Raw genomic sequence first — 24,619 nt, forward strand, 5'->3', positions numbered from 1 at the left:
AGGTAAACAAATCCTTAACTGCGCGTCATGCAGACGATGAAAAGACGCGCACTTGTTCTGACCGACGATGCGGCACGGCACTGGTTCCGTCGCTCGTTGCCCCCGCATGTGCGCAGGCGCTCGGTCGAGGCCGAAGGCTGGGCGGCTCCGGATGGTGTCGCGGCTGAAAATGCACAGGCGAAGCTGCGCTGGAGCGGGGCGGGGCGGGACTGGCACCGATTCGCGCAGGCCTACTGCGCATGCTTCGTGGCGATGACGATTTATCTGACCTGAGGGCTATGCCCTGAATACTGGCGGGCCGGGAGCGACGATGCCGCTTGCTCAGTCTTCGTGCGCGGCGCGTTCGGCGCGGTACAGAAGGAGGCCGAGCCATGCTGCGGCAAGGCAACTGGCAGCGACCACCAGGAACTGGTCGATCACCCTGAGACCGATCAGGGTCATCACCCCGGTCATCGCCGCCCCGAGGACCATTGCCCCCGAATTGACGACATTGTTCGCAGCAACCGTGCGTGCGGTCTGCGACTTGTCGACGAAGGTGGTGAGGAAGGCATAGAGCGGCACCACGAACATGCCGCCGCTGACGGCAATGCCCAGCAGCGTGCCGAGCAGCGGGATTGCCAGCGGCTGGACGAGGAAAGTGGAGACATCCATCAGGTGCCCCTTGGGGGCATGCGGCACCCAGGCGTTGCACACGACCTCGAAGCCGACGAGGAACACTCCCATCGCGACCACCGAAACGGGAGACCAGCGCGCTGAAACCTTGCCCTTGAGCAGGGCGTTGATGATGACCGAGCCGATGGCGACGCCGACCGAGAAGATCACCAGGAACAGGCTGGCCACTTCCTTGCTGGCCTGAAGGATGTTTTTGGTCAGTGGCGGAAAATGGACGAACAGCACGGTGCCGATCGCCCAGAAGAAGCTGATCGCGCAGATCGCCAGAAACACCCGGCGATCGTGCATGGTCGTGCGCACCAGCCGGATCGATGCGCGGATGAAGTGATAGTCCAGCGGCTCGCATTCGCCCATCGGCGGGGCGGGGGGAACTCGCCAGCTCACAAGATAGCCGATCACCGCCGTTATCATGACCATGATCGCTGCGGTATCGACGCTGATCCAGCCTGCGACGATGGTGCCTGCCAACACAGCCAGATACGTGCCCGCCTCGACCAGTCCGGTGCCGGCGAGCACTTCGTTTGCATGCAGGTGCTGGGGTAGGATCGCGTATTTGATCGGACCGAAAAAGGTCGAATGAACCCCCATCGCGAACAGTGCGAGCAGCATCAGCGGGATCGCGACCGTCTCCAGCGCGATATGCTGCCAAGCGAGTGCGAGGCCCGTCCCGCCGGCGGCCATGATGAAGATCTCGCACAGCTTGATGAGGCGGATGATCCTCGCCTTGTCGCGCATGTCGGCAAGCTGCCCGGCGATGGCCGAGAGCACGAAGAAGGGAATGATGAAGATCGCCGCGGCAATGGCGCTGAAGCGCGCCTCCTGCGCTTCGGAGTGGTATACGCTGTATACCACGAACAGCACCATGGCGTTCTTGAACAGGTTGTCGTTGAACGCGTTGAGAAGCTGCGTGAGGAACAGGGGCAGGAACCGGCGCGCGCGGATCAGTTGGGTCGTGGTGGTCATAACGACTTTTGCTTGAACGCGCCTTTTTCAACTCGCCGCTGTGGCTTGCCCGGGACACTTAATGGCCTGAGGCGAGGGCACAAGCCCTGATCGCCACTTTATTGCCACACTGTCGCGGTGCCTGGTGTCCTTTTTCAGGATCTCGCCCTTTTTCGGGAAGCGGGGCCTTTTTTGGGGGGGAGTCCGGCGCTATGGCCTTTCATAGAATGCTGACCGTCCCGAATCTCCTGACGCTTTCGCGCATCTTCGCTGTTCCGCTTCTGGCCTTCTGGCTGTGGTGGCCGACCTGGCATCTGGGCTATGGCCTGGCCTTCGCGCTGTATTGCCTGATGGGGCTGACGGACTATTTCGACGGCTATCTGGCGCGCGCCAGCGGCGCGGTATCGCGGCTCGGCATCTTTCTCGATCCGATCGCCGACAAGATTATGGTAGCAGCAGTGATTCTGGTGCTGACGGCGCAGGGTATCCTGACCGGCCCCTATGTCAGCGACATGCATGTGATCGCGGGCCTGATCATCCTTATTCGCGAGATTGCGGTCTCGGGCCTGCGCGAATTTCTGGGTGGCCTGCAGGTCTCTGTGCCGGTCAGTCGGCTGGCCAAGTGGAAGACCACCTTCCAGCTGGTCTCGCTGGGCGCGTTGATTCTGGGCGGTGCGATGCCGTGGTGGAATGTGACCATCGGCATCGAGATGAACATCCCCCACACGATTGGTCTTGTGACGCTGTGGGCTGCTGCCGCACTCACGTTGATCACTGGCTGGGACTATCTGCGCGTCGGTCTCAAGCACATGGACTGACAGCATTGGTTGCGTTAATTGCAATTCAGGTTGTCCCGCTTGCGCTTGGCATGATGCTGCCCGCTCCTCAGGTGGAGCCTGACCGGGGGAGGTCAGCAACAGGAGCCATGACATCGCCACGACCCCCTCTCGCCGCCCCGATGCGCATCGCGCTGCTGCAGGCATGAAGATCCCCCCTGTCCTGACCGGCGCGGTCGTCTATGCGCTCGCCGTTGCGGCGGGGCTGACGGTGGCCAACATCTACTACAACCAGCCGATGATCGGGCAGATCGAGCGAGAGATCGGTGGCAGTCTGGTGACGTATGTCCCCACGGCAACCCAGCTTGGTTATGCTTTCGGTCTTTTCGTGCTGGTGCCGCTGGGCGATCTGGTCGAGCGCAAGCGTTTGATCGTTGCACAGTGTCTGGCCTTGACGCTGGCGCTTGCGTTGACAGCATGGGCGCCGACGAGCGGTATCCTGCTGGTAGGCTCGCTGGCTGTGGGTGTGGTCGCCTCGGTCGCACAGCAGATCATTCCCTTCGCGGCCAATCATGCCCCGCCGGAAAAGCGCGGTGCGGTGGTCGGCGTGACCATGGCAGGGCTGCTTTGCGGTATCCTGCTCAGCCGCACTCTTGCAGGTGTCGTTGCCCAGCATTGGGGCTGGCGCGAGATGTTCTGGCTGGCGGTGCCGCTGGCGCTGGGTGCTGCAGGGCTGATGGCGGCGATGTTGCCGCGCTCACAGCCGAACCGGGCGGGGATGAGTTACGGCGGGCTCATGGCCTCGATGTGGCATCTGTGGCGTGAACTTCCCGCGCTGCGATTGGCGACATATACTCAGTGTACGCAGTTTGGCGTGTTCAGCGTGTTCTGGACCATTCTGGCGTTGCACCTTCAGGAGCCACGCTTCGCGATGGGGCCGCAGGCGGCAGGCCTATTCGGCATTCTAGGCGCAGCAGGTGTGCTGGCGGCCCCGCTGGCCGGTCGCTTTGCCGACAGGCGCGGCCCGGATGGTGTGGTCGTGACGGCAACGGTGCTGACGTTCGCCTCATGGCTGGTGTTCGCGTTCTGGCAGTCGATCGCCGGGCTTATCGTTGGCGTGGTGCTGCTCGATTTCGCGATCCAGTCCTGCCAGGTGTCGAACCAGAGCATTATCTATGCCCTGCGTCCCGAGGCGCGGTCACGGATCAACACCGTCTATATGGGCAGCATGTTCCTGTCAGGCGCGGCGGCTTCTGGCGCGGCGACGACGGTGTGGCATACGTATGGCTGGACCGGCGTTTCGGCGCTGGGGCTGGGTATTGCGGCTATCGGCGTGGCCTTGCAGGTGCTCCGCCGCAAGGCCAGGTCCACGTAATTACCCGGCGCGAAGCTCGTCGGCGAGCAGGCGGAATTCGTCAGCACGGGGCGAGTTCTTGCGCCACACCAGCGCGATCTCGCGATTGGCGTTGGGCGAGATCAGCGGGCGAGCGACCACGTCCGTTCCGTTGAGAATGCCCGCATCGATTGCCATTTCGGGGAGCATCGTCAACCCGAGGCCGTTATCGACCATCTGCACCAGCGTATGCAGCGAGGTGCCGATCATCGTCGCCGAGGCGCGCAGTTCAGGGCGGTTGCAGGCTGCCAGCGCGTGATCCTTCAGGCAATGCCCATCTTCGAGCAGGAGCAGGCGATTCTCGTCGATGATCTCGGGGCGGACTTCCGCCGGGGGATCGCGCGGATCGTCGGCGGGGAAGGCGACGAAGAAGGCATCGAGTTCGATCGTCTCCTTCTCCACCTCGCCCGTTGCGAAGGGCAGGGCGAGTAGCACGCAGTCGGCGCGGCCGTGGTGGAGCGATTCGATGGCCTGCTGGCTGGGCTCTTCGCGCAGGAACAGCTTGAGGCTTGGCCGCTCGCGGCGCAGGCGGGGCAGCATGCGGGGCAGCAGGAACGGGGCGATCGTGGGGATCACGCTCATACGCACTTCGCCTGAGAGCGGCTTGCCGCTGGACTGTACGAGTTCGGAGAGTTCCTCGGTCTCGCGCAGGATACGGTGGGCCTTCTCGACCACGGCATTGCCCAGCGGGGTGAAGCGGACGGCGCGCTTGGTGCGCTCGACCAGCACGACACCCAGCAGCGCTTCCAGATCGCGCAGGCCGGCCGAAAGCGTGGACTGCGAAACGAAGCAGGCTTCGGCAGCGCGGCCGAAATGGCCATGCTCATGCAGCGCAACCAGATATTGCAGCTGCTTGAGCGTGGGCTGGTAGACCGTCATGCGTTCCGAGCCTTCCCGGCTCAGTCGCTTGTCGTCGGGGAGGCGTCGGTCGTCGGCGCGGCGTCCTTTGCCGGGGCAGGGGGCGCGGCATCAACAACATCGTCGACGTGAGTCATCTTGAGACGACCGTTCTCAACCGCAAAGGCGAGCTTGCCCTCGACCAGATCGACCGCATCGTGGCCGAATACCTCGTAGCGCCAGCCGGTGAGCACCGGCAGGTTCTTGCGCACGCCCGAGGCCAGCATTTCCAGCTCGTCGCTGCGGGCAAGCAGGCGGGCAGCGACGTCGATCTCGCGCGCGCGGATCTTGAGAAGCAGCTTGAGCAGGTCCGCGACCAGCACGCCTTCCTTGCCGAGCGGCGCGCCGCGCGGGGTGCGCGGGGGCATGTCGTCCTCGGTCATCGGCTGGGCCTTGGCGATGGCATTCATCAGCCGCTTGCCGATTTCGTTGTCCTTCCACCCCTGCGAAAGACCACGCACCTTGGCGAGGTCGGCCTGGGTCTTGGGCGGGTGGCTGGCGAGGTCGGCCAGCGTCTCGTCGCGGGCGATGCGGCCGCGCGGCAGGTTCTTGCCCTGCGCCTCGATCTCGCGCCATTCGGCAATGGCTCTCAGGCGGCCGAGCACTTGCGGATTGCGGCCCGGTGCCTTGATGCGCTTCCAGGCTTGTGCAGGATCGCTGCGATAGTGCTCGGGATCGGCGAGCTTTTCCATTTCCTCGTCCAGCCACTGGCCACGCCCGGTCTTGATCAGGCGCTTGAGCATCTTGGGAAAAATCTTGGAGAGGTGCGTCACGTCGCCGATGGCATATTCGATCTGCCGTTCGGTCAGCGGGCGGCGCGACCAGTCGGTGAACCGCGCGCCCTTGTCGATGGTGAGGCCCTGCCACGATTCGACGAGATTGGAGTAACCGATCTGCTCGGACTGGCTGATCGCCATCATGGCGATCTGCGTGTCGAAGATCGGGTGCGGGGTACGGCCGGTGGCGTTGAAGATGATCTCCACGTCCTGACCGCCGGCATGGAAAACCTTGAGGACATCCTCGTTGCGCGTCAGCAGATCGTAGAGCGGGGTCATGTCGAGACCTTCCGCCATCGGGTCGATGGCGGCCGCTTCCTCGGTATTGGCGATCTGCACGAGGCAGAGTTCGGGCCAATAGGTGTTTTCGCGCATGAATTCGGTATCGACCGTCACGAATTCGGATTTCGCGAGGCGTTCACACAGTTCGGCGAGCGTGTCGGAGGTCGTGATGAGCGGATGTATCTTCATGTGTCGGTGGCGTTACGACGAAGATGAACGGCGATCAACCGGCGCTGGAGGGCACTGTCACGATTCAGCGCTGTCTGCGACCGAAAATCCTCTGCAACAGTCCGATCAGGCCCTTGGGGCGGTCCGGTTCGAGCGCTTCGGCGATCTGCTCGGGGGTGATCAGGCGGCGACGCAACTGGCTGCCGGTCACGTGCGAGCCGGGCAGGGGCAAATGCCACGCGAAATCGTCGGAGCTTTCGGTGCCGGTGTATTCATCGCCCGTCGTATCGTCCTGACGGAGGCGGTTTTCGGCGGATTCGCCGGTCATTTCGGATATATCTCCGGTCTTCTTCGTTGGTGGCGCCCGTAAAGAGGCTGTAACCTTATGTGGTTTCAAGCATATTGCAGATCAAGGTTTCCGCGGATGCAAGGATGATGAGGCGAGCTGTCGCGCATTGCGTTCGCAGCCACTTTACATGCGAAAACACGCGGCATCTGGAAATCGCGGCGGCTCTGGACTAGAGGGCGCGGCTTGCAACACGCTTCACCCGACAACCACGCGGACACGCCATGACCCATCCCTATCGTTCCCACACCTGCGGCGCCCTGACCTCTGCCGAGGTCGGCCAGACCGTCCGCCTCTCGGGCTGGGTCCATCGCAAGCGCGATCACGGCGGCGTCCTGTTCGTCGATCTGCGCGATCACTACGGCATGACCCAGGTCGTGACGGACAGCGACAGCCCGGCGCTGGCCGTGCTCGATTCGCTGCGCGCGGAATCGGTCGTGACGATTGAGGGCGTAGTGAAGGCACGCAGCGAAGGCACGGTGAACCCGAACCTCGCAACCGGCCAGATCGAGGTCTATGCCCGCGCCGCCACGGTGCTGGGCAAGGCCGAGGAACTGCCGATGCCGGTGGCGGGTGAGCAGGAATATCCGGAAGACATCCGCCTGCGCTATCGCTTCCTCGACCTGCGCCGCGAGACGCTGCACGCCAATATCGTCAAGCGCACGAAGATCATCTCGGACATGCGTCGCAAGATGGAAGGCATCGGCTTCACCGAATACGCGACGCCGATCCTCACCGCCTCGTCGCCCGAGGGCGCGCGCGACTTCCTGGTGCCCAGCCGCATTCACGCAGGCAAGTTCTATGCATTGCCGCAGGCGCCGCAGCAGTACAAGCAGCTGCTGATGGTGGCGGGATTCGACCGCTACTTCCAGATCGCTCCCTGCTTCCGCGACGAAGACCCGCGCGCCGACCGCCTGCCGGGTGAGTTCTACCAGCTCGACCTCGAAATGAGCTTCGTCACGCAGGAAGAAATCTGGGAGACCATGGAGCCGGTGCTCCAGAGTGTGTTCGCCGATTTCGCCGAAGGCAAGCCGGTGACGCCTGCAGGCAGCTTCCGCCGCATTCCGCATGCCCAGTCGATGCTGGACTACGGTTCCGACAAGCCGGACCTGCGCAACCCGCTGATCATCAAGGATGTGACCGAACATTTCGTCGATTCGGGCTTCGGCATCTTCGCCGGGATCGTCGCCAATGGCGGCAAGATCCGCGCGATCCCGGCACCGGGTGCAGGCGCGGGCAGCCGCAAGTTCTTCGACGAGATGAACGTGTGGGCGCGCGGCGAAGGCTATTCGGGCCTTGGCTATATCAACATCAAGGACGGCGTCCCCGGCGGCCCGATCGCCAAGAACCACGGCGAGGAAAAGACCGCCGCGCTCATCGAGGCGCTTGGTCTCGGCCCCAACGACGGCGTGTTCTTCGCGGCAGGCAAGGAAGAGCAGGCGGCGAAGCTGGCAGGGCTCGCCCGTATCCGCACCGGCGAGCAACTGGACCTGATCGACAAGGACCGCTTCGAGCTGTGCTGGATCGTCGACTTCCCGTTCTACGAATGGGACGAGGACAACAAGAAGGTCGATTTCGCGCACAACCCGTTCTCGATGCCGCAGGGCGGGATGGACGCGCTGGAGAATCAGGATCCGCTGACGATCAAGGCCTACCAGTACGATCTGGTCTGCAACGGCTTCGAGATCGCCTCGGGCTCGATCCGTAACCAGAGCCCCGAACTGATGGTCAAGGCCTTCGAGATGGTGGGCCTGACCAAAGTCGACGTCGAGGAGCGCTTTGGCGGACTCTACCGCGCGTTCCAGTACGGCGCCCCGCCGCACGGCGGTATGGCCGCTGGCGTCGACCGCATCGTGATGCTGCTGTGCGGCGCGCAGAACCTGCGCGAAGTGGCGCTGTTCCCGATGAACCAGCGCGCCGAAGACCTGCTGATGGGCGCGCCGACTCCGGCAGAGCCCCGTCAGCTTCGCGAACTGCACATGCGCGTGGTCGAACCGCAGAAGCCTGCGGTGGCTGGCAACGTGGTGACGCCCAGCGCGGGCTGATCTGTACTCTCATGATCCGGGCTGGGTGAATGCCCGGTTGTCGATAGCAGCGCCCGTGCTACTCCCTTGCCTTGTAAGGAGAGCGGCACGGGCGCCTGTCGTTTCGGGCCGTCATTTGCAATGTCGGGAAAGGGAGGCAGGTATGATCGGCATATCGTTCGTGACACTGGGCTGTGACGACGTGGCGCGGGCCAAGGCGTTCTATCGCGAAGGGTTCGGCTGGGAGCCGGATTTCCAGATGGACGATCTGGCGTTCTACAAGATGGGTTCGCTTACTTTCGCGCTGTGGGAAAAGGCGCAGCTGGAAGGTGACATGAAGCGTCCTTGCGCGCCTGCTGGCAGCTTTTCACTGGCGCATAACGTCGAAAGTCAGGCGGCGGTCGAGGCGCTGATGGCGCGGCTGGTCGCGGCGGGCGGCACGTTGCTGCGCGCGGCGGATGCACCGGAATATGGTGGATGGCGCGGCTATGTCGCTGATCCCGAAGGCAATGCATGGGAAATCGCGTGGAACGAGCAATGGTCCGTTGACGCGAGTGGCACGGTGACATTCGACGTTTGAGCGAGTTTGCGGCAACGCTCGTCGATCAGGTGCGTTTGCGCCGGGGAACACCTGTGTCGGCCCCTCTTGCCAGCGCGCCGGGTTCTGACTAGGGCGAACTCTGAATTTATTGATCCTCCGGATGTGTGAAGGGATTTTAGAATGAGCGATACTGCGGATCGGGTTAAGAAGATCGTCGTCGAGCACCTGGGCGTCGAAGCCGACAAGGTCACCGAAGATGCAAGCTTCATCGACGATCTGGGCGCAGACTCGCTCGACATCGTCGAGCTGGTCATGGCCTTCGAGGAAGAGTTCGGCGTCGAGATCCCCGATGATGCTGCTGAGAAGATCAGCACCGTCTCGGATGCGATCAAGTACATCGACGAGAACAAGGGTTAATCCCTGGGGCTGATCTTTCAGCCTTTGCTCCGGGTGGGGTCGTCTTGCAAAAGGCGGTCTTTTGCCGGAACCCGGATTGAAATCGACAGGCTCGCCCTCTAAGGGGGCGGGCCTGTTGCCGTCTCGGCTGGTGATGGCTACATCGTGCCTTCGCCGAGTGAAGCCGCTTCGGCCCTGTGTTGTTTTTTGGCCTGCCGCCACAATTGGAGGCCGCCAATTGGAGAGCGTGAATGCGTCGCGTCGTCGTAACCGGACTTGGTCTTGTCACCCCGCTGGGAGCTGACGTCGAGACCACCTGGGCCAACATCCTTGCCAGCAAGTCTGGCGCAGGCACGATCACCAAGTTCGATACGACCGGGCAGAAGTGCACGATCGCCTGCGAAGTGAAGCCTGCCGATCACGAGTACGGCTTTGACGCGAACAAGCGCGTCGATCACAAGATCCAGCGTCAGGTCGATCCGTTCATCGTCTTCGGCATCGATGCCGCGGGCCAGGCGCTTGAAGACGCCGGTCTCACCGACATGAGCGAGGAAGACAAGCTCATGGCCGGTTGCTCGATCGGGTCGGGCATCGGCGGTCTGCCGGGTATCGAGAGCGAATCGCTCGTGCTCGACCAGAAGGGCCCCGGCCGCGTCTCGCCGCACTTCGTGCACGGGCGCCTCATCAACCTGATCTCGGGTCAGGTCTCGATCAAGTACGGCCTCAAGGGTCCGAACCACGCGGTCGTCACCGCGTGCTCGACCGGCGCGCACTCGATCGGTGATGCGGCCCGCATGATCAAGGACGGCGATGCCGACATCATGCTGGCAGGCGGCGCCGAATCGACCGTGTGCCCGATCGGCATTGCCGGTTTCGCACAGGCCCGCGCGCTCAACACCAGCTTCAACGACCGCCCTGAAGCGGCGAGCCGCCCCTACGACAAGGACCGCGACGGCTTTGTCATGGGTGAGGGCGCTGGTGTTCTGGTGCTGGAAGAATACGAGCACGCCAAGGCGCGCGGCGCGAAGATCTACTGCGAAGTGATCGGCTATGGCCTCTCGGGCGATGCCTACCACGTCACTGCCCCGCATCCCGATGGCGACGGCGCGTTCCGCTCGATGGCGATGGCGCTGAAGAAGGCCGGCATGACGCCTGCCGACATCGACTACATCAACGCGCATGGCACTTCGACCATGGCCGACACCATCGAACTGGGCGCGGTGCGCCGTCTGTTCGGCGATGATATCGGCAAGGTTTCGATGAGTTCGACCAAGTCGGCCATCGGCCACCTGTTGGGCGGCGCCGGCGCCGTCGAATCGATCTTCTGCATTCTGGCGCTGCGCGACCAGATCGTGCCGCCCACGCTCAACCTCGACACGCCTGACGAGGGCTGCGAGGGCGTCGATCTGGTGCCGCACGTTGCCAAGAAGCGCGAAGTGCGCGCCGTGCTCAACAACAGCTTCGGGTTTGGCGGGACCAACGCCAGCCTGGTGATGCGCAAGATCGACTGATGCTGTCGCGTCGCGGCTGCGTCGGAACTGCGGCGCTCGCCGTTGGCGTTCTGGCAGGAATAGTCTGGCTGCTGGGTGGCTGGTACGGCTCGGGTCCTTTGAAGAAGGATGCGACCTTCCTGGTGCCCAGCGGCGCAACGCTGCCAACTGTCGCTGCACGGTTGCAGGAGAAGGGCCTGATCGGCTCGGCGACCGGCTTTACCCTGCGTGCCCGCGTGTTCGGCGGTGGTGGGGCGATCAAGGCGGGCGAGTTTGCGATCCCCGCCCACGCCAGCGCCGCACGGGTGCTGGCGATTATCACCAGCGACGACATGGTTCAGCGCTTCGTGACCATCCCCGAGGGTATGCCCTCGATCATGGTCTACGACCGGCTGGAAGCGAACAAGCAGCTGAACGGCGATCTTGCCGTGCCCGAAGAGGGCTCGGTGCTTCCCGATACCTATCTGATCGACAAGGGTGAAACTCGCGAATCGGTGCTGCGCCGCATGCAGGCGGGCATGGCTCGTACGGTCGAGGAACTCTGGGCCAAGCGCGCGCCTAACCTCGTCGTCAAGACACCCGAACAGGCCGTGATCCTGGCTTCCATCGTCGAGAAGGAAACCGGCAAGCCGTCCGAGCGAGCGATGGTTGCCGGGCTCTATTCCAACCGCCTGCGCACCGGCATGCTGCTTCAGGCGGACCCGACGATCATCTACCCGATCACCAAGGGCAAGCCTCTCGGGCGCCGGATCAAGCAGTCGGAAATTCAGGCGGTCAACGACTACAACACTTATACACGTGTCGGCCTGCCACTGCATCCGATCACCAATCCGGGGCGCGCCTCGATCGAGGCCGTGTTGCATCCGGCGGATACCAAGGCGCTCTATATGGTGGCAGACGGCACCGGCGGGCACGTCTTCGCCGATACGCTGGCCGAGCATAACCGCAACGTCGCCAAGTGGTTCGCCATTCGCCGCGCTCGGGGCGATATGTAAGCGGCAGGGCGCGAGCGCGTTGCGCCGGGCGTGAGCAGGGGAGTCATCCACCGTTCAGCCCGGCGTTCCTAGTCGCTTGCTTGGCCCATGAGGGCGGCACGGACAGTCTTTCTGGAGAGGTCATGCGATACGTTCTGGCGCCGGTTCTGGCTCCACTGATGGTTCTGACGACGCTCGCTGCGGCGTCGGCGGAAACGCCGCAGCAGGCGCAGCAATTGCCGCAGCAAGCTGCGCCCTCCTCGTCGCTCGGCACCCCCATGCCCGATGCCGACGTGACGCCGGATCACAGCTTCAAGGCGGAATGCGGCTATCGTTATCGCTTCACCACGCGTGGCTCGGTGGATTCCATTGTCGATTTCTATGCGCGGCAGGCGCGGGAAAACAGGCTTGTGCTTGCGAAGGATACGCGTGACCAGTTCCCCTATACCCGAATGCTCGGTTTCGATGAAAAGGGCGGTGTCAGGCTGCTGTTCGTGCAGATCGAGCGCAAGGTCGGCGTCAACACGGCCACGGTGACGTTTCGAACGCGCAAGGCAGCTGCCAGCTGCAATTGATCGAGAGGCGTCGGTAGCTGATCGGCAGCACCGCGGGAAAGCTTGCCTTGTGGCAACGGCGGTTGCAATGCGCGTGCGCCTCATGGCACGATCCGCTGCATGATCCTTGTGCGTGTGTCCGGTGCCTTCGATGCGTAATCCCAATCTTCCACACCCGGACGAAGGGCTTGCCTCTTCGCGTAGGCGCGGGGCGCCGCTGCTGGTTACTGCCGAACTGCCGCCTGATGTCCAGGGCTGGGCAGACCAGTTGCGTCAGCAGCATTATCCGCCCGAGCGAAACCGGTTGCGCGCCCATGTGACGCTCTTCCACGCGCTGCCGCCCTCGGTCGAGGCGGAAGTGGTGCAGGTGCTGGCAGACATCGCTGCAAGGCCGGCACCATCCGCTGAGATATGCGGGTTGATGAAGCTCGACAACGGCACGGCCCTTGCTGTCGATTCGCCGGAGATGGTGGATATTCACGCTGAGATTGCCGAGCGGATGCATGGCCTGCTTTCGCGTCAGGACGCTCAACCTCTCCGGTTGCATATTACCATCCAGAACAAGGTCGAATCTCGTCTTGCGCGCGCCTTGCAGGGCGAACTCGCTGCGAATTTCCGGCCACGTATGTTCCGCTTTCAGGGCTTTGGGCTCTATGCCTGGGAGGAGGGATTGTGGCGTCCGTTGCGTACGATTGTTTTTCGTCGCTGAAGGTCATTTTCCCTGTTGACCAATTTGCGACCCACCCCTAGAGGACGCGGCCTGCACCGCAGCAACGGTGTACCAGATCGCATCTTCATTGACTGAAGATCACGATGTGGCGGAGTAGCTCAGCTGGTTAGAGCAGCGGAATCATAATCCGCGTGTCGGGGGTTCGAGTCCCTCCTCCGCTACCACTGTTTCATCGATTTCATGAAATTTGCGGGCAAGCGTTTGGCGTATTTTGGCGCTCAGTTGGGAAGAGTTTTTCTCTTCCAGCTTGCGGGTTTCTGCCTTGTCGAAAGTGCATCACTCTGCCCGCATGCAGTGCAAAGCGACTGGTAGTGGTAGCCTACGGAGGCGATCTGCCGGGATCGGCTCTCGCGTCTTATGCTGGGCATACCTTACCTCCTCTCCACGACAGCTACTGCCCAGCACCAATGCACGAAGACGCCCAGCGACTGGTGAATAGTGGCTGGGCGGTAGCGTTGGAAATGCGGGGAAACTGATCTGCATTCTCTTCGAGATGCTGGGGAACGGTTGCGGACATCCAACGATGCTACCGCCAGCAGCCAGCCTCTCCGGCCAGTTGGGCGACAGTGGCAGGGGTGTTTCAGGCGGCCGGTTTCCAGCCGCCGCCGAGTGCGCGGATAAGGTCGATGCTGGCCTCGACACGGCGCGTGTCGAGCGCGATCACTGCGCGCCGGACCCGCAATGCGGTCGTTTGCGTGGTGACGACGGTAAGGTAGTCCTCGGCACCTTTGCGATAGCGATTGAGACTGAGCTGTTCTGTCTGTCCGGCCTGCTGCTGTGCCGCAGCTTCGGCCCTGGTCTCATCGCCCAGATGATGCAGGCGCGAGAGACTGTCCTCCACCTGCTGAAAGGCACCGAGAACGCAAGCACGATAGTCTGCCGTTGCTTCTGTCCACTGCGCGCGTGCCTGTTCGACCTTGGCGTGACGCTTGCCGCCATCGAAGACTGAAAGCACGGCGCGTGGTCCCAGCGACCAGAAGATGTTGGATGCGCTCAGCAGTCCGGCGATGCCGGTGTTCTCCAGCCCACCTTCGCCGCCGAGCATCAGTTGGGGGAAGAATGCGGCCTTGGCGACGCCGATACGCCGGTTGGCTGCGAACATGCGCCGCTCGGCCGCGGCAACGTCGGGGCGACGCTCCAGGAGCGTGGACGGCACCCCAACGGGCGTGTCCGGTATGGTGGGCATCTGGGGTGACGCGGCCAGCGAGAACGAACTCGCAGGCGTACCGATCAGGCTGGCTATAGCATGCTCCAGCAGGGCGCGGGAATTGTTGAGGTCTGCAAGCTGTGCCCGGGCCTCTTCCAGCTGGGTGCCGGATTGACCGGTCTCGATGCCGCTGGCGATGCCATCTGCGAAACGGCGGCGGGTCATGGCATCGGCACGGCTGTAATCATCGACCGTTTCGCGCAGCAGTCCGATCTGCCGGTCATCGCCACGCAGGGCTACATAAGTGCGCGCCAGTTCGGCCTCTAGACTGAGGTGGATTGCCGCAAGGTCGTCCGCACTGGCCTGAGCGTCGGCGCGCCCGGCAGTCACGGAATTGCGTACACGGCCCCACAGATCGACCTCGTAGCTTACCGTGCCGCCCAAGGCATCGTCAGAGTAGGTGTCCGGCTGGGTGCTGCCTCTCAGAGGGCGATTGTCGGACTGGCGATTGTACGTGGGATCGGCGCCCAGTCCGAGATGCGGCAACGCAGCCGAGTGTGCTTCGGCGAGATCGGCACGCGCTTCCTGATAGCGCCCCAGGGCGGCCTGTAACGTGGGATTGCCACTGTCGATCTTCGTCTCCAGCGCATCCAGTGTCGGGTCACCGTAGACTGTCCACCATGCGCCGGAGATAGCTGGCGAGGCGGGGGAGGCAGGCTGCCATGGGCCTGCCTCCTTGTAGGCGACCGGCGCTGTGATTGTTGGCGGGCGATAGGCGGGAGCTTGCGAACAGGCTGCCAGCGCAGTGGAGGTCAGGACTGTCAGCGTGAGAGCACGCCATCCCGCAAAACGGTCAGCCATGGGTGTTCTCCACCTGAACCTGCTGGCCCTGCGCGATTGAATCTGCCGGGTTATCGACAATCTCCATGCCCTGCGAAACGCCGGAAATGACTTCCACGGTGCTGCCCATGTCGCGGCCAAGCGTGATATTGTGCAGGGCAATGCGATGATCGGGCGTAACCGTTGCCACTTGTGTTCCGGCAGAGCGGAAGACCAGTGCGCTTGAGGGGATGGTCACGGTGTGGGCGTCACCGGGCAGGTCGAAATTGACTTCGGCATAGCCGCCGGGCTTCAGTTTGCCATCGGGGTTATCGACCAGAAGCTGGACGTTGAGCGTGCCGTTGCCAGTATTGATCACGCCAGCCGAGCCCACGACATGTGCGGCGAACGTCCGACCGGGATAGCTCGGCGTTGTCAGTGTCGCGCTGAGGCCGTCATGGATAGCGGCAGAGAAGTCCTGAGGAACGCCGACGTAAAGGCGGATCTTGTGCAGGTCTGCCACTTCGAACATCGGTTGCGGGTTGCTGGCTCCGGGGCCGACCAGATCGCCGATGTCCGCGTTGCGGGCCGAGACCACGCCTGGGAACGGCGCGCGCACGACGGTATAGCTCTTGAGCGCGAGCAGGCGGTCGAGGTCGGCTTTGGCTGCGGCAACCCCGGCGCTTTTTGCCGCTGAATCACTGTTCTTCTCGTCAGCTTCCTGACGTGAGACCGAGTTGGAAGACAGCAGGTCGTTCCAGCGCGCTGCGGTCGTTTTGGCCAGACCTGCATCGGCATTGGCCTGTGCCAGCTGGGCGCGGGCCTGGGCGATCTGCTGATCCAGTTCAGGTGTGTCGATCGTGCCCAGTGCGGTTCCGGTAGCGACGTTCGCGCCGATGTCCTTCGACCAGCTGCCGACATAGCCGTTTACGCGGGCATACAGCTTGGCCTCGTTCCAGGCTGCCATCGTGCCCGGCAGAGACAGCGAATGGGTTTTGGTGTTGGCGCCGACCGGTACGAGGTGGACGCTTTGTACTGTGCGGGCATCGGCCCAGTGCTGGGCGGCATGGTGCTGGTCCATGCGGCTGACGGCACCGGTTGCGACGACGCCGGTGGCGATGAGAACGGCGACGATGCCGGCGGTCTTGAGGCCGCGCGGCGCGCGCGTGGTGTCCTGCCGGGGGGTGGTTTCATGCATGGGCGATGTCTCCCTGGGGAAGATCGGAGGAGGGGGAATGGTCAGGTGCAGTGTCGGGCGAGGGCGCCGGGCGGTACTTGCGATGGACGATCGAGAACACCACCGGCACGAAGACGAGTGTTGCCATCGTCGCGCAGATCAGGCCGCCGATTACGGCACGTCCAAGGGGCGCGTTCTGTTCGCCGCCATCGCCAAGGCCGAGCGCCATGGGGCCCATGCCGATGATCATGGCAAGCGCGGTCATCAGCACCGGGCGGAAGCGGGTGCCGCCGGCCGCGAGTGCAGCCTTGGTGGCGTCGCCCAGCTCGACCAGCTTTTCACGAGCGAAGCTGACCACCAGTACGGCGTTGGCCGTAGCCACGCCCATGCACATGATCGCGCCGGTGAGGGCAGGCACCGAAAGCGGGGTGTGCGTCGCGAAGAGCATCCACACGATCCCGGCAAGCGCGGCGGGGAGCGCAGAGACGATCACCGCAGGGTCTACCCAGCTTTGGAAGTTCACGACGATCAGCAGGTAAATCAGCACGATTGCGCCAGCCAGGCCAAGCAGCAGGCCCGAAAAGGCCGTGTTCATGGTCTCGACCTGGCCGCGCAGATGAACGCTGGAGCCTGCCGGAAGGTCGGCACGGGTATTCTTAAGGACAGTGTCGATGTCTGCCGCCACAGCGCCCAGATCGCGGCCTTGCGGTGCAGCATAGACGTCGAACGCGGGCTGCACGGCATAGTGCGAAACCACTGCCGGCGAAGGTTCGCGCACGATGTTGCCGATCCCACCCAGTGTCTGGAAGGCGCCTTGGCTGCCCGTGACAGGGATCGTTTCCATGTCGGACATTGTATCTGTGCGATATTGCGGCATTTGCACGACGATGGGGTAAGATACGCCGTTCTTGGGGTTGAGCCAGAACGTCGGGGCGACCTGGAACGACCCGGCGAGATCGACCGAAAGGCTCTTGGTTACGTCAGCTTCGGTGATGCCTATGCGATCGGCTTCCGCGCGGTTCACGTTCACCTTGAGTTCGGGGTAGTTCTCGGCCTGTTGCAGGCGGACGTCGGCGATGCCGGCGATATGGCTCATCTTGCCGAGGAGCTCCTGCGCATAGGCTTCGTTGGCTTTGTTGTTCGGCCCGGTGACCATGACGTCGATCGGAGCAGGCGAGCCGAAATTCAGGATCTGGCTGATGATGTCGGCAGGCAGGAACGAGAAGGTTGATCCGGGGAACGCATCCGGCAGAACCTTGCGCAGTTCCTTGACGTAGTCAGCGGTCGGGCCGTGATCCTTTGCCAGCGTTATCAGGATGTCGCCGTCCTGCGGGCCAACGCCGCCGTCGTTGGAGTAGGCAAGGTTGATGCCCGAGACCGGCAGCCCGATATTGTCTACGATTGATGATATCTGGCCCGGCGGCAACGTGTTGCGGATGCGGGCCTCTACGTGATCGAACAGCGCTGAGGTTTCTTCAAGGCGGGTGCCGACCGGGGCGCGGACGTGCAGGTTGATCTGGCCTGCATCAATCGAGGGAAAAAAGTCGCGTCCCAGCATCGGAATGAGGGCGAAGGAGACAAGCACCACCGCGAGGAACCCCGGGACAAAGATCCGGCGACAGCCGAGTGCGAACGTGAGAAGCTCGATATACCAGCTGCGCACGGCTTCGAAGCGCTTCTCGAACCCCTGCTGGAAGCGGCGCAGCGGATTGTGGCTTTTGGGACGCCCGGCCATCGCGCTGTGGCTGGCCATTTCCTCCACCGTATGCGGGCCGGCATGCGCACGCAGGAGGAAGTTGCCCATCGTCGGCACCAATGTGCGGGACAGCACGAAGGATGCGATCATCGCGAAGACCACCGCCTTGGCCATGGGCGCAAACAGATAGCCGGCAATCCCGGGAAGGAAGAACATGGGCACGAACGCGATGCAGATGCACAGCAGCGACACGAAGGCTGGCCCGACGATCTGGCGTGCGCCGTCAAGGATCGACTCCTGTACGCCCTTGCCCTGTTCCAGATGCCAGTTGATATTCTCGATCGTCACGGTCGCGTCGTCGACAAGAATGCCGACCGCGAGTGCAAGACCGCCCAGCGTCATTACATTGAGGGTTTCACCGGAGATCGACAGGCCGGCGACCGCCGCGAGGATCGCAAGCGGGATTGAGGCCGCGATAATGACGGTGGAGCGCCACGATCCAAGAAACAGCAGGATCATCAGGCTGGTCAGCGCCGCGGCGATCACACCTTCGCGCACCACGCCAGACACTGCCGCTTTCACGAAAAGCGATTGGTCGGAGAGGGTGACGATGTCGAGATCCTTGGGCAGCGTTTCACGAATCTTGGGCAGCAGATCCTGCACGCCCCCGACGATCGCCAGGGTTGAGGCGGAACCCGCTTTCAGCACCGTCATCAGAACCGAGCGATGACCATCGACCCGGACTTCGTTCTGCTGGGGCGGAGAGCCGTCGCGTACGTGGGCGACATCGCTCATGAGCACGGTCACGCCGTCTACGGTTTTAATCGGCAGCGAGTTGAGCGTGTCGACCGCCGAAGGGCTGTTGTTCAGGCTGACATCGTATTCATAACGGCCGATTTTGGCCGTACCTGCTGGGGTGATCTGGTTTTGCGCAGCCAGGGCCGTGCCAACGTCCGTCGCCGAGAGGTGATGGGCGGCGAGCAGTTGCGGGTCGAGATCGATCTGGATCTGGCGTGTCCGTCCGCCATACGGTGATGGGATCGCAGCCCCCTGAACCGTGGCAAGGTTGGGGCGAATGAAGTTCTGTCCGCTGTCGAAAAGCTGCTTTTCCGAAAGATGTTTGGAAGAGAGGGCCAGTTGCAGGATCGGCACGGTGGAGGCGCTGTAGTTCAGGATCAGCGGCGGGGTGATGCCTTGCGGCATCTGCTTGAGCACCGTCTGGCTTATCGAGGTGACCTGAGCCGTCGCTGTGCGGATGTCGACGCCGGGTCGGAAGAAGATCTTCACGACGCCGATGCCGTCCAGCGACTGACTTTCGATGTGGTCGATATCGTTGACCGTCGAGGATAGCGTGCGCTCGTAATAATAGACGACGCGACCGGACATGTCCTGCGGGGGCAGGCCGTTATAGGTCCAAACCGCCGCGATGACCGGGATCTTGATGTCGGGGAAGATATCCGTCGGAGTCTTCATCCAGGCTACCGTCCCACCGATCAGGATCAGAATAGCTAGGACGACGAACGTCAGCGGTTTGCTGAGCGCGATTTTGACGATTTGGAGCATGGCCATCTCGGATCAAAGCAGAACAGGTAGAGTGCGGTGCGCCATGTTGTGCCGCACTGCACCATCGAACTGTCGCGAGATCGGCCTCTGTGCGAGTTTGCGCTAGTGAATTAAAATTCACCTGGAAGCGGGGCGATTACGGCATCCGGTGGTGTCACCAGTGCGATCGCAAGGCCGGGTTCGTTATCACGAAGCTCCAGCTCGAACTGGTGCAAGTGAGCAATCGCAGCAACTATGCTGAGGCCCAGCCCGTATCCCGAGATGCCGCTGCCGACGATGCCTCGCTCGAAGCGATGGAGGGCTGTTGCCCGCTCTCCGGGCGCGATGCCGGGCCCGTCGTCGGCCACCGTGATGCGCACGGCGCCGCGAATGTCCCGCGAGGCCGAGATCGCGATATGCCCGGATGTCGGCGCATACTTGATCGCATTGTCGAGCAGGTTGCTGAGCGCCTCGAACAGCAGGCTGCCATCGGCAAACAGACATAGGGCGTTGGCAGAATGGCAGGTAAGGTTCTGGGCACGCTCTTCGGCTAACGGACGATAAAGGTCGATCAGCGTCGCCAGCAAGTCGCCCACATCTACGGGGGCGAAGCCCGCTCGTCGGGTACGGGCCTCGATTTCGGAGATGCGCAGCAGGCCTGCGAAGCGCCCAAGGGCGTGATCCAGATCGCCGATCGCCGCATCAAGCGCGCTGATGAGCGTGGGGTTCCCTTCGTTTTTTGTGCGGATCTGTGAAAGACGTCCGCGTACGCGTGTAAAGGGGGTGCGCAGGTCATGGGCGATCGCGTCAGTCACTGATTTGGTCTGGTTGACCACCTGTGCCACTTCCTCGACCATGGCGTTCACAGTGCGGGCGAACTGGTCGAACTCATCGTCTCGGCCGGTCAGCGGCATGCGCTCGTCAAAGCGGCCGGCGGCGATCCGGCGGGCGACGTTCTGCAAGTGACTCACCCGTCGAAGCGGCGCCAGGCTGAGTGCGGTTCCCAGTGTCAGCATCAGCAACAGGATCACGAGGCCGCTCGCCACGAAAATAACGGTCATACGCTGGCGCAGATCGACCACGAGCGTGATATCCCTTCCGATCAGAAGCATGTCCCCTTTGCCGACAGGCACGGCAAGCAGCCTTATCGCGGTGCGGATTCCGGGCTGGGCTGCCAGGTCGTGCGGATGACGGTTCAGGGCGCTGACCCGCGCGGTCAGGTTTCCGGCAATTCGGTGCCCGGATGAATCCAGCAAGGCGTAATAGTTCAGTCCGCTGATATCGCGGGCGAGTGAGGAGTCGATTTCGTGTGGCACGTCTTCGGACGGGATGGACTGCATGCGTGCCGCCTCGCGCTTGAGGATGCGGTCGGTGCGCGCGTTTATCTGGTCGGCGCTGAACAGGTAGATGACGAGAATCAGCAGCGCCACGCCGGCTATCGCGACGGCGCCCAGTACCACGGTCAGGCGAAAGGTGCTGGTGTTGCGGATATCGGCGAAGCGCAGACGCCAGGGGCGTGCCATGTCGCTCAGTCCAAAGCCGGGCGTTCGGGTTTCGGCGGTGTGCGGGCCGATATCCGAGGGCATATCCGGAATGCCGCTATCCGGCATCGAAACGGTATCCTTCGCCTTTCACCGTCACGATCGGGGAGGGGGTGCCGGGTTGGTCCAGCTTGCGGCGCAGGCGAGCGATATGGACATTGATGAGGTTTGCGCCGGGATCGAAGAAATACCCCCAGACCTTTTCGAAGATGATGCGGCGGCTGACGACCTCTCCGGCATTGCGCATAAGGAATTCGAGAAGGCGCAATTCCATGTGCAGCAGCTTTACCGGTTCACCGTTGATGGCAACGCTGCGGCGTACCAGATCGAAGACGATCCCACCGCCCTGCAGCATTACAGGCTCGTCGACACCGCCGGCGCCTGCGCGCCGTAGCAGGACTTCCACCCGGACGGCCATTTCGCCCGGTGCAAAGGGCTTGACCAGATAATCGTCGCCACCGGCGCGCAGACCGGCGATCCGGTCGTCGACATCGCTGAGCGCACTGATCATCAACACGGGGGCGGTAACACCAAGGCGGCGCAATTCGCCCAGAACCTCAAGCCCGTCCATGTCGGGCAGCATGCGGTCGAGGGTCAGGCAATCGAACGAAGCCTCCCGGGCGCAGGCGATAGCCTCGGCGCCGGTCGCGCGGTGTTCGGCTTCCTGGCCGTGGGATTGCAATTCCTCGACGATGACACGGGCCGTAACCTCGTCATCCTCGATCACCAGTATCCTTGCCATGTCGCTGCCCTAGCAAGCCGGGGGCGACTGTCCAAGCGATTGCGTTCCTGTGCATATCCAGGGGGAAGAAGCCGGGTGCGTTCTGGCTCTTCCCCTGTTTTCCTGTGGTCGTCAGGCCATCAGGCTCCGAATTTCTCGCGCAGGTCGTAGAGTGCGATCGCGGCCTTGGCGGCCTCTCCGCCCTTGTCCTTCTGGGCAGGGTCGGCGCGGACAATGGCCTGCGCTTCGTTCTCGACGGTCAGGATGCCGTTGCCGATGGCAAGACCATCCATGGTCATTGCCATGATGCCGCGCGCGGATTCTCCGGCGACGATCTCGAAATGGTAAGTCTCGCCACGGATGACGACGCCGATCGCGACGTAGCCGTCATAGTCGCCGGTCGCATCCGCCAGCGAGATCGCGGCGGGAATTTCCAGCGCGCCCGGTACGGTGATGACGTCTGCCTTGTGACCGGCAGCCTTGAGTGCGGCGCGGGCACCGTTCACCAGCATGTCGTTGAGGGCGGCGTAGAAGCGGGCTTCGACGATGAGGAAGCGGGCCATGAATCTTATGCTCCGTAAGCGACGTCGGCGAGCGACGCGGTAGGGGTGGGGTTCAGCGGAATGGGGCGTTCACCGGCGATGGTAAGGCCGTAGCCCTCCAGTGCGATCAGCGAATGGCGCGAATTGCTGAGCAGGATCATGTCGTGGATTCCCAGTTCGGCCAGGATCTGGGCGCCGATCCCGTAGTCGCGCAGTTCATCGGCTTCGGGCGCAGGCGCCGCCGTCGATGCGGTCTGCCCCATCCGGTTGATGAGGACGATCACCCCTTGGCCTTCCTCGGCGATGATGTCCATCGCGCGATGCAGCAGGCCGGTGCGGTTGGGGGTATTTTCGCCCAGAACGTCGGCATACATGGAAAGCGCATGCATGCGTACCAGCGTGGGCTTGTTGGGATCGAGGCGCCCCTTGATGAGGGTCAGCGTTTCATCGCCCGTTGCACGGTTGTGATAGGTGCGCGCCACCCATTCGCCGCCATGACGGCTGCGGAACGTGCGCTCGCCCCGCGCTTCGACCAGTCGGTCGTGGCGACGGCGATAGGCGATGAGATCGCGGATCGTGCCGATCTTGAGATCGTGCAGGCGAGCGAAGGCCATCAGGTCGTCCATGCGCGCCATCGTGCCGTCGTCCTTCATGATCTCGCAGATCACGCCGGACGGATTGAGTCCGGCGAGGCGCGAGATATCGACGGCGGCCTCGGTATGGCCGGTACGCACCAGCACGCCGCCCTCGCGGGCGCGCAGCGGGAAGACGTGGCCCGGCGTCACGATATCCTCGCGCGACTTGGTGCCGTCGATGGCGACCGAGACGGTGCGGGCGCGGTCGGCGGCAGAGATTCCGGTGGTCACGCCTTCGCGCGCCTCGATGGAGACGGTGAAGGCGGTTTCATGACGGGTGCCGTTGTTGCGGCTCATCAGGTCGAGGCCGAGTTCGTCGATCCGGCGGCCGGTGAGGGCAAGGCAGATCAGGCCGCGACCGTGCGTGGCCATGAAGTTGATCGCAGCGGGCGTCGCCATCTGCGCGGGGATGATGAGATCGCCCTCGTTCTCGCGGTCTTCGTCGTCGACGAGGATGAACATGCGGCCATTGCGTGCCTCGTCGATGATCTCCTCGATGGGGACGAGCACCGGGCGGTCGTCGTTCGAGGTGAGGAAGCGCTCAAGCTTGCCGAGCGTATCGGCGGTGGGATTCCAGCTTTCCTCGGCGCAATCGCGCAAGGTGTTGGCGTGAAGACCTGCGGCGCGCGCAAGGCCCGCCTTGCTCATACCGCCTTCGCTGACGAGGCGACGGACCTGATCGATGATGTTGCCGGACATTGAAATCTCATTCGCACATTGTGATGTGATTCTCATGTGGCGAATGTCACATCATGATGCAAGGGGATTGTCAGAGGCCGTCATCCGCCTCGTGGCGAATCTCGTCCGCGCGGCGGCGTTTGCGGGCCTGAAGATCGCGCAGGCGCGGGATGCGGTCGTCGATCACATCGGCCAGTACGGCACCGCGCTGCCCGGCGGGGCGGTCGGGGCCGGCGGTCGAATCGCAGAAGGTCTGGCGCTCGATCTCGGCATTGAGCAGGGCGCCGAGCAGGACGCCGTAAGCACTGAGGAACAGCCACATGAGGAACACGACGATGGCCGAAAGCGAGCCGTACGTGGCGTTGTAATTGCTGATATAGGCGACGTAGAGCGAGAACCCGAACGAGACGAGGATCCACAGCAAGGTCGCCAGCAGCGAGCCGGGGGCGAGCCAGCGCCACTTGGCGGGGCGTCGATCCGGTCCGTAGCGCATGATCAGGGCGAAGCCGCAGGAGCCCAGCGTCACCGCCAGCGCCCAGGTGAGCCATTTGAAGAACAGCGCGGTGGAATCGCCGAGGTAATAGGTCGCCTGCGTTTGCAGCCACGCAAAGACGCCGCCCGAAAGAACGCCCGTCAGCGCAAGGCCGATGGCGGCGACCGTCAGCGAGGCTGCGCGCATCCACAGGGCGATGAAGCTGCGGGTCTCGCGCTCTTCGTTAATGATGTTGAGCGCGCTGATCATCCCGTTGGCGGCGCGCATGCCGCCATAGATTGCGAAGAGCAGCGCGATGATCAGGGCGAAGCCGGTCACGCCGTGGCTGGTGCTGACGATCTGCATGAGCTGCGCCTCGATCAGGCGGGCGACGTCGCCGGGCACGACCTTGACGATCGCCTCCATCTGTCCGCGCACCGTCTGCACATCGCCGATGAGGCCATAGGTCATGACCGTCGCGGCGATCAGCGGGGTGATGGCGAGGAAAGTATAAAAGGCCAGGCCTGCCGAAAGCAGCGCCAGTTCGTGAAAGCCGATCATCACCCATACGCGCTTGAGTACGCGGCGCCAGGCCGAGAGCGGCATCTGCCAGGGCGCCTGCGCAAAGGCACCGGGGGGATGTTGTTGTGGATCGGTTGCCGGATTCATCACGCGCGGGCTGGCCTTT

At 63.2% G+C, this 24,619-nt stretch carries 22 protein-coding genes and 1 tRNA gene; 11 read left to right on the plus strand and 12 right to left on the minus strand.

The annotated features are described in order from the left end of the window. Positions 1-36 precede the first annotated feature (36 nt). Positions 37-273, plus strand: a complete 237-nt coding sequence (locus tag AC3EC3_RS02775; RefSeq protein WP_488488156.1) for a hypothetical protein — start codon at positions 37-39, stop codon at positions 271-273. 48 nt (positions 274-321) lie between these two features. On the opposite strand, the gene AC3EC3_RS02780 is transcribed toward AC3EC3_RS02775, so the two are convergent. After that, entirely contained in the window at positions 322-1,635 is a 1,314-nt protein-coding gene (locus AC3EC3_RS02780) for an MFS transporter (protein ID WP_488488157.1), read from the minus strand. A gap of 206 nt (positions 1,636-1,841) precedes the next feature. Between AC3EC3_RS02780 and pgsA the strand changes: the two genes are divergently transcribed. Further along, a complete protein-coding gene (gene pgsA, locus AC3EC3_RS02785; protein WP_488488158.1) occupies positions 1,842-2,432 on the plus strand; it encodes a CDP-diacylglycerol--glycerol-3-phosphate 3-phosphatidyltransferase in 591 nt (196 codons plus the stop codon). Positions 2,433-2,595: 163 nt separating this feature from the next. Continuing rightward, positions 2,596-3,765: an MFS transporter gene (locus AC3EC3_RS02790; RefSeq protein WP_488488159.1), complete on the plus strand. Its 1,170-nt coding sequence runs from the start codon at positions 2,596-2,598 to the stop codon at positions 3,763-3,765. Here AC3EC3_RS02790 and AC3EC3_RS02795 read toward each other — a convergent pair whose 3' ends face one another. The 3 genes from AC3EC3_RS02795 to AC3EC3_RS02805 all read right to left on the minus strand — a co-directional run bounded on the left by AC3EC3_RS02795 (position 3,766) and on the right by AC3EC3_RS02805 (position 6,234). After that, positions 3,766-4,662 carry a hydrogen peroxide-inducible genes activator gene (locus AC3EC3_RS02795; RefSeq protein ID WP_488488160.1) on the minus strand — a complete coding sequence of 299 codons (897 nt, stop codon included), beginning with the start codon at positions 4,660-4,662 and terminating at the stop codon, positions 3,766-3,768. It lies immediately after the preceding gene. A 20-nt stretch (positions 4,663-4,682) separates the two neighbouring features. Continuing rightward, entirely contained in the window at positions 4,683-5,927 is a 1,245-nt protein-coding gene (rnd, locus tag AC3EC3_RS02800) for a ribonuclease D (RefSeq protein ID WP_488488161.1), read from the minus strand. 64 nt (positions 5,928-5,991) lie between these two features. Next, the gene (locus tag AC3EC3_RS02805) at positions 5,992-6,234 is read right to left on the minus strand and encodes a hypothetical protein (RefSeq protein ID WP_488488162.1); all 243 of its coding nucleotides are present in this window, start codon (positions 6,232-6,234) and stop codon (positions 5,992-5,994) included. A 242-nt stretch (positions 6,235-6,476) separates the two neighbouring features. Between AC3EC3_RS02805 and aspS the strand changes: the two genes are divergently transcribed. The 8 genes from aspS (at position 6,477) to AC3EC3_RS02845 (ending at position 13,125) form a co-directional block, all read left to right on the plus strand. After that, positions 6,477-8,297, plus strand: a complete 1,821-nt coding sequence (aspS, locus tag AC3EC3_RS02810; protein WP_488488163.1) for an aspartate--tRNA ligase — start codon at positions 6,477-6,479, stop codon at positions 8,295-8,297. Positions 8,298-8,439: 142 nt separating this feature from the next. Next, positions 8,440-8,856, plus strand: coding sequence for a VOC family protein (locus tag AC3EC3_RS02815; RefSeq protein ID WP_488488164.1), 417 nt, complete (start codon positions 8,440-8,442; stop codon positions 8,854-8,856). 141 nt (positions 8,857-8,997) lie between these two features. Next, the gene (locus AC3EC3_RS02820; protein WP_028657713.1) at positions 8,998-9,234 is read left to right on the plus strand and encodes an acyl carrier protein; all 237 of its coding nucleotides are present in this window, start codon (positions 8,998-9,000) and stop codon (positions 9,232-9,234) included. Between the two features lie 230 nt (positions 9,235-9,464). After that, positions 9,465-10,724 carry a beta-ketoacyl-ACP synthase II gene (fabF, locus tag AC3EC3_RS02825; protein WP_488488165.1) on the plus strand — a complete coding sequence of 420 codons (1,260 nt, stop codon included), beginning with the start codon at positions 9,465-9,467 and terminating at the stop codon, positions 10,722-10,724. After that, positions 10,724-11,698: an endolytic transglycosylase MltG gene (mltG, locus tag AC3EC3_RS02830; protein WP_488488166.1), complete on the plus strand. Its 975-nt coding sequence runs from the start codon at positions 10,724-10,726 to the stop codon at positions 11,696-11,698. The genes fabF and mltG overlap by 1 nt, the downstream gene beginning before the upstream one ends. 122 nt (positions 11,699-11,820) lie before the next feature. After that, a complete protein-coding gene (locus AC3EC3_RS02835) occupies positions 11,821-12,252 on the plus strand; it encodes a hypothetical protein (protein ID WP_488488167.1) in 432 nt (143 codons plus the stop codon). Between the two features lie 130 nt (positions 12,253-12,382). Then, positions 12,383-12,940 carry a 2'-5' RNA ligase family protein gene (locus tag AC3EC3_RS02840; protein WP_488488168.1) on the plus strand — a complete coding sequence of 186 codons (558 nt, stop codon included), beginning with the start codon at positions 12,383-12,385 and terminating at the stop codon, positions 12,938-12,940. A gap of 108 nt (positions 12,941-13,048) precedes the next feature. After that, positions 13,049-13,125: transfer RNA gene (locus AC3EC3_RS02845), tRNA-Met, on the plus strand. A gap of 416 nt (positions 13,126-13,541) precedes the next feature. On the opposite strand, the gene AC3EC3_RS02850 is transcribed toward AC3EC3_RS02845, so the two are convergent. From AC3EC3_RS02850 to AC3EC3_RS02885, 8 genes are all read right to left on the minus strand, one after another. Further along, positions 13,542-14,969, minus strand: a complete 1,428-nt coding sequence (locus tag AC3EC3_RS02850) for an efflux transporter outer membrane subunit (RefSeq protein ID WP_488488169.1) — start codon at positions 14,967-14,969, stop codon at positions 13,542-13,544. Further along, complete coding sequence (locus AC3EC3_RS02855) at positions 14,962-16,125, minus strand: efflux RND transporter periplasmic adaptor subunit (protein ID WP_488488170.1); 1,164 nt, start codon at positions 16,123-16,125, stop codon at positions 14,962-14,964. Before AC3EC3_RS02855 ends, AC3EC3_RS02850 begins: the two co-directional genes overlap by 8 nt. Further along, entirely contained in the window at positions 16,118-19,363 is a 3,246-nt protein-coding gene (locus AC3EC3_RS02860; protein ID WP_488489178.1) for an efflux RND transporter permease subunit, read from the minus strand. Before AC3EC3_RS02860 ends, AC3EC3_RS02855 begins: the two co-directional genes overlap by 8 nt. A 110-nt stretch (positions 19,364-19,473) precedes the next feature. Further along, complete coding sequence (locus AC3EC3_RS02865; protein WP_488488171.1) at positions 19,474-20,865, minus strand: sensor histidine kinase; 1,392 nt, start codon at positions 20,863-20,865, stop codon at positions 19,474-19,476. Positions 20,866-20,941: 76 nt separating this feature from the next. Next, the gene (locus AC3EC3_RS02870) at positions 20,942-21,625 is read right to left on the minus strand and encodes a response regulator transcription factor (protein WP_488488172.1); all 684 of its coding nucleotides are present in this window, start codon (positions 21,623-21,625) and stop codon (positions 20,942-20,944) included. Positions 21,626-21,744: 119 nt separating this feature from the next. After that, a complete protein-coding gene (ribH, locus tag AC3EC3_RS02875; RefSeq protein ID WP_488488173.1) occupies positions 21,745-22,167 on the minus strand; it encodes a 6,7-dimethyl-8-ribityllumazine synthase in 423 nt (140 codons plus the stop codon). Between the two features lie 5 nt (positions 22,168-22,172). Then, on the minus strand, positions 22,173-23,480 hold the full coding sequence (gene ribB, locus AC3EC3_RS02880; RefSeq protein ID WP_488488174.1) for a 3,4-dihydroxy-2-butanone-4-phosphate synthase: 1,308 nt from the start codon (positions 23,478-23,480) through the stop codon (positions 22,173-22,175). A 70-nt stretch (positions 23,481-23,550) separates the two neighbouring features. Then, on the minus strand, positions 23,551-24,600 hold the full coding sequence (locus AC3EC3_RS02885) for a YihY/virulence factor BrkB family protein (protein ID WP_488489179.1): 1,050 nt from the start codon (positions 24,598-24,600) through the stop codon (positions 23,551-23,553). Between the last annotated feature and the right edge of the window lie 19 nt (positions 24,601-24,619).

It is taken from the genome of Novosphingobium sp. BAM6 (genome assembly GCF_057784955.1).

What these genes read in the sequence shown, in the direction of transcription:
- AC3EC3_RS02795 (WP_488488160.1), bottom strand. Translation starts at nt 4,662, where the DNA reads ATGACGGTCTACCAGCCCACGCTCAAGCAGCTGCAATATCTGGTTGCG.
- AC3EC3_RS02780 (WP_488488157.1), bottom strand. Translation starts at nt 1,635, where the DNA reads ATGACCACCACGACCCAACTGATCCGCGCGCGCCGGTTCCTGCCCCTG.
- AC3EC3_RS02835 (WP_488488167.1), top strand. Translation starts at nt 11,821, where the DNA reads ATGCGATACGTTCTGGCGCCGGTTCTGGCTCCACTGATGGTTCTGACG.
- rnd (WP_488488161.1), bottom strand. Translation starts at nt 5,927, where the DNA reads ATGAAGATACATCCGCTCATCACGACCTCCGACACGCTCGCCGAACTG.
- AC3EC3_RS02815 (WP_488488164.1), top strand. Translation starts at nt 8,440, where the DNA reads ATGATCGGCATATCGTTCGTGACACTGGGCTGTGACGACGTGGCGCGG.
- AC3EC3_RS02790 (WP_488488159.1), top strand. Translation starts at nt 2,596, where the DNA reads ATGAAGATCCCCCCTGTCCTGACCGGCGCGGTCGTCTATGCGCTCGCC.
- ribB (WP_488488174.1), bottom strand. Translation starts at nt 23,480, where the DNA reads ATGTCCGGCAACATCATCGATCAGGTCCGTCGCCTCGTCAGCGAAGGC.
- pgsA (WP_488488158.1), top strand. Translation starts at nt 1,842, where the DNA reads ATGCTGACCGTCCCGAATCTCCTGACGCTTTCGCGCATCTTCGCTGTT.
- AC3EC3_RS02855 (WP_488488170.1), bottom strand. Translation starts at nt 16,125, where the DNA reads ATGCATGAAACCACCCCCCGGCAGGACACCACGCGCGCGCCGCGCGGC.
- AC3EC3_RS02870 (WP_488488172.1), bottom strand. Translation starts at nt 21,625, where the DNA reads ATGGCAAGGATACTGGTGATCGAGGATGACGAGGTTACGGCCCGTGTC.
- AC3EC3_RS02775 (WP_488488156.1), top strand. Translation starts at nt 37, where the DNA reads ATGAAAAGACGCGCACTTGTTCTGACCGACGATGCGGCACGGCACTGG.
- AC3EC3_RS02840 (WP_488488168.1), top strand. Translation starts at nt 12,383, where the DNA reads ATGCGTAATCCCAATCTTCCACACCCGGACGAAGGGCTTGCCTCTTCG.
- fabF (WP_488488165.1), top strand. Translation starts at nt 9,465, where the DNA reads ATGCGTCGCGTCGTCGTAACCGGACTTGGTCTTGTCACCCCGCTGGGA.
- AC3EC3_RS02865 (WP_488488171.1), bottom strand. Translation starts at nt 20,865, where the DNA reads ATGGCACGCCCCTGGCGTCTGCGCTTCGCCGATATCCGCAACACCAGC.
- mltG (WP_488488166.1), top strand. Translation starts at nt 10,724, where the DNA reads ATGCTGTCGCGTCGCGGCTGCGTCGGAACTGCGGCGCTCGCCGTTGGC.
- aspS (WP_488488163.1), top strand. Translation starts at nt 6,477, where the DNA reads ATGACCCATCCCTATCGTTCCCACACCTGCGGCGCCCTGACCTCTGCC.
- AC3EC3_RS02850 (WP_488488169.1), bottom strand. Translation starts at nt 14,969, where the DNA reads ATGGCTGACCGTTTTGCGGGATGGCGTGCTCTCACGCTGACAGTCCTG.
- AC3EC3_RS02805 (WP_488488162.1), bottom strand. Translation starts at nt 6,234, where the DNA reads ATGACCGGCGAATCCGCCGAAAACCGCCTCCGTCAGGACGATACGACG.
- ribH (WP_488488173.1), bottom strand. Translation starts at nt 22,167, where the DNA reads ATGGCCCGCTTCCTCATCGTCGAAGCCCGCTTCTACGCCGCCCTCAAC.
- AC3EC3_RS02860 (WP_488489178.1), bottom strand. Translation starts at nt 19,363, where the DNA reads ATGCTCCAAATCGTCAAAATCGCGCTCAGCAAACCGCTGACGTTCGTC.
- AC3EC3_RS02820 (WP_028657713.1), top strand. Translation starts at nt 8,998, where the DNA reads ATGAGCGATACTGCGGATCGGGTTAAGAAGATCGTCGTCGAGCACCTG.
- AC3EC3_RS02885 (WP_488489179.1), bottom strand. Translation starts at nt 24,600, where the DNA reads ATGAATCCGGCAACCGATCCACAACAACATCCCCCCGGTGCCTTTGCG.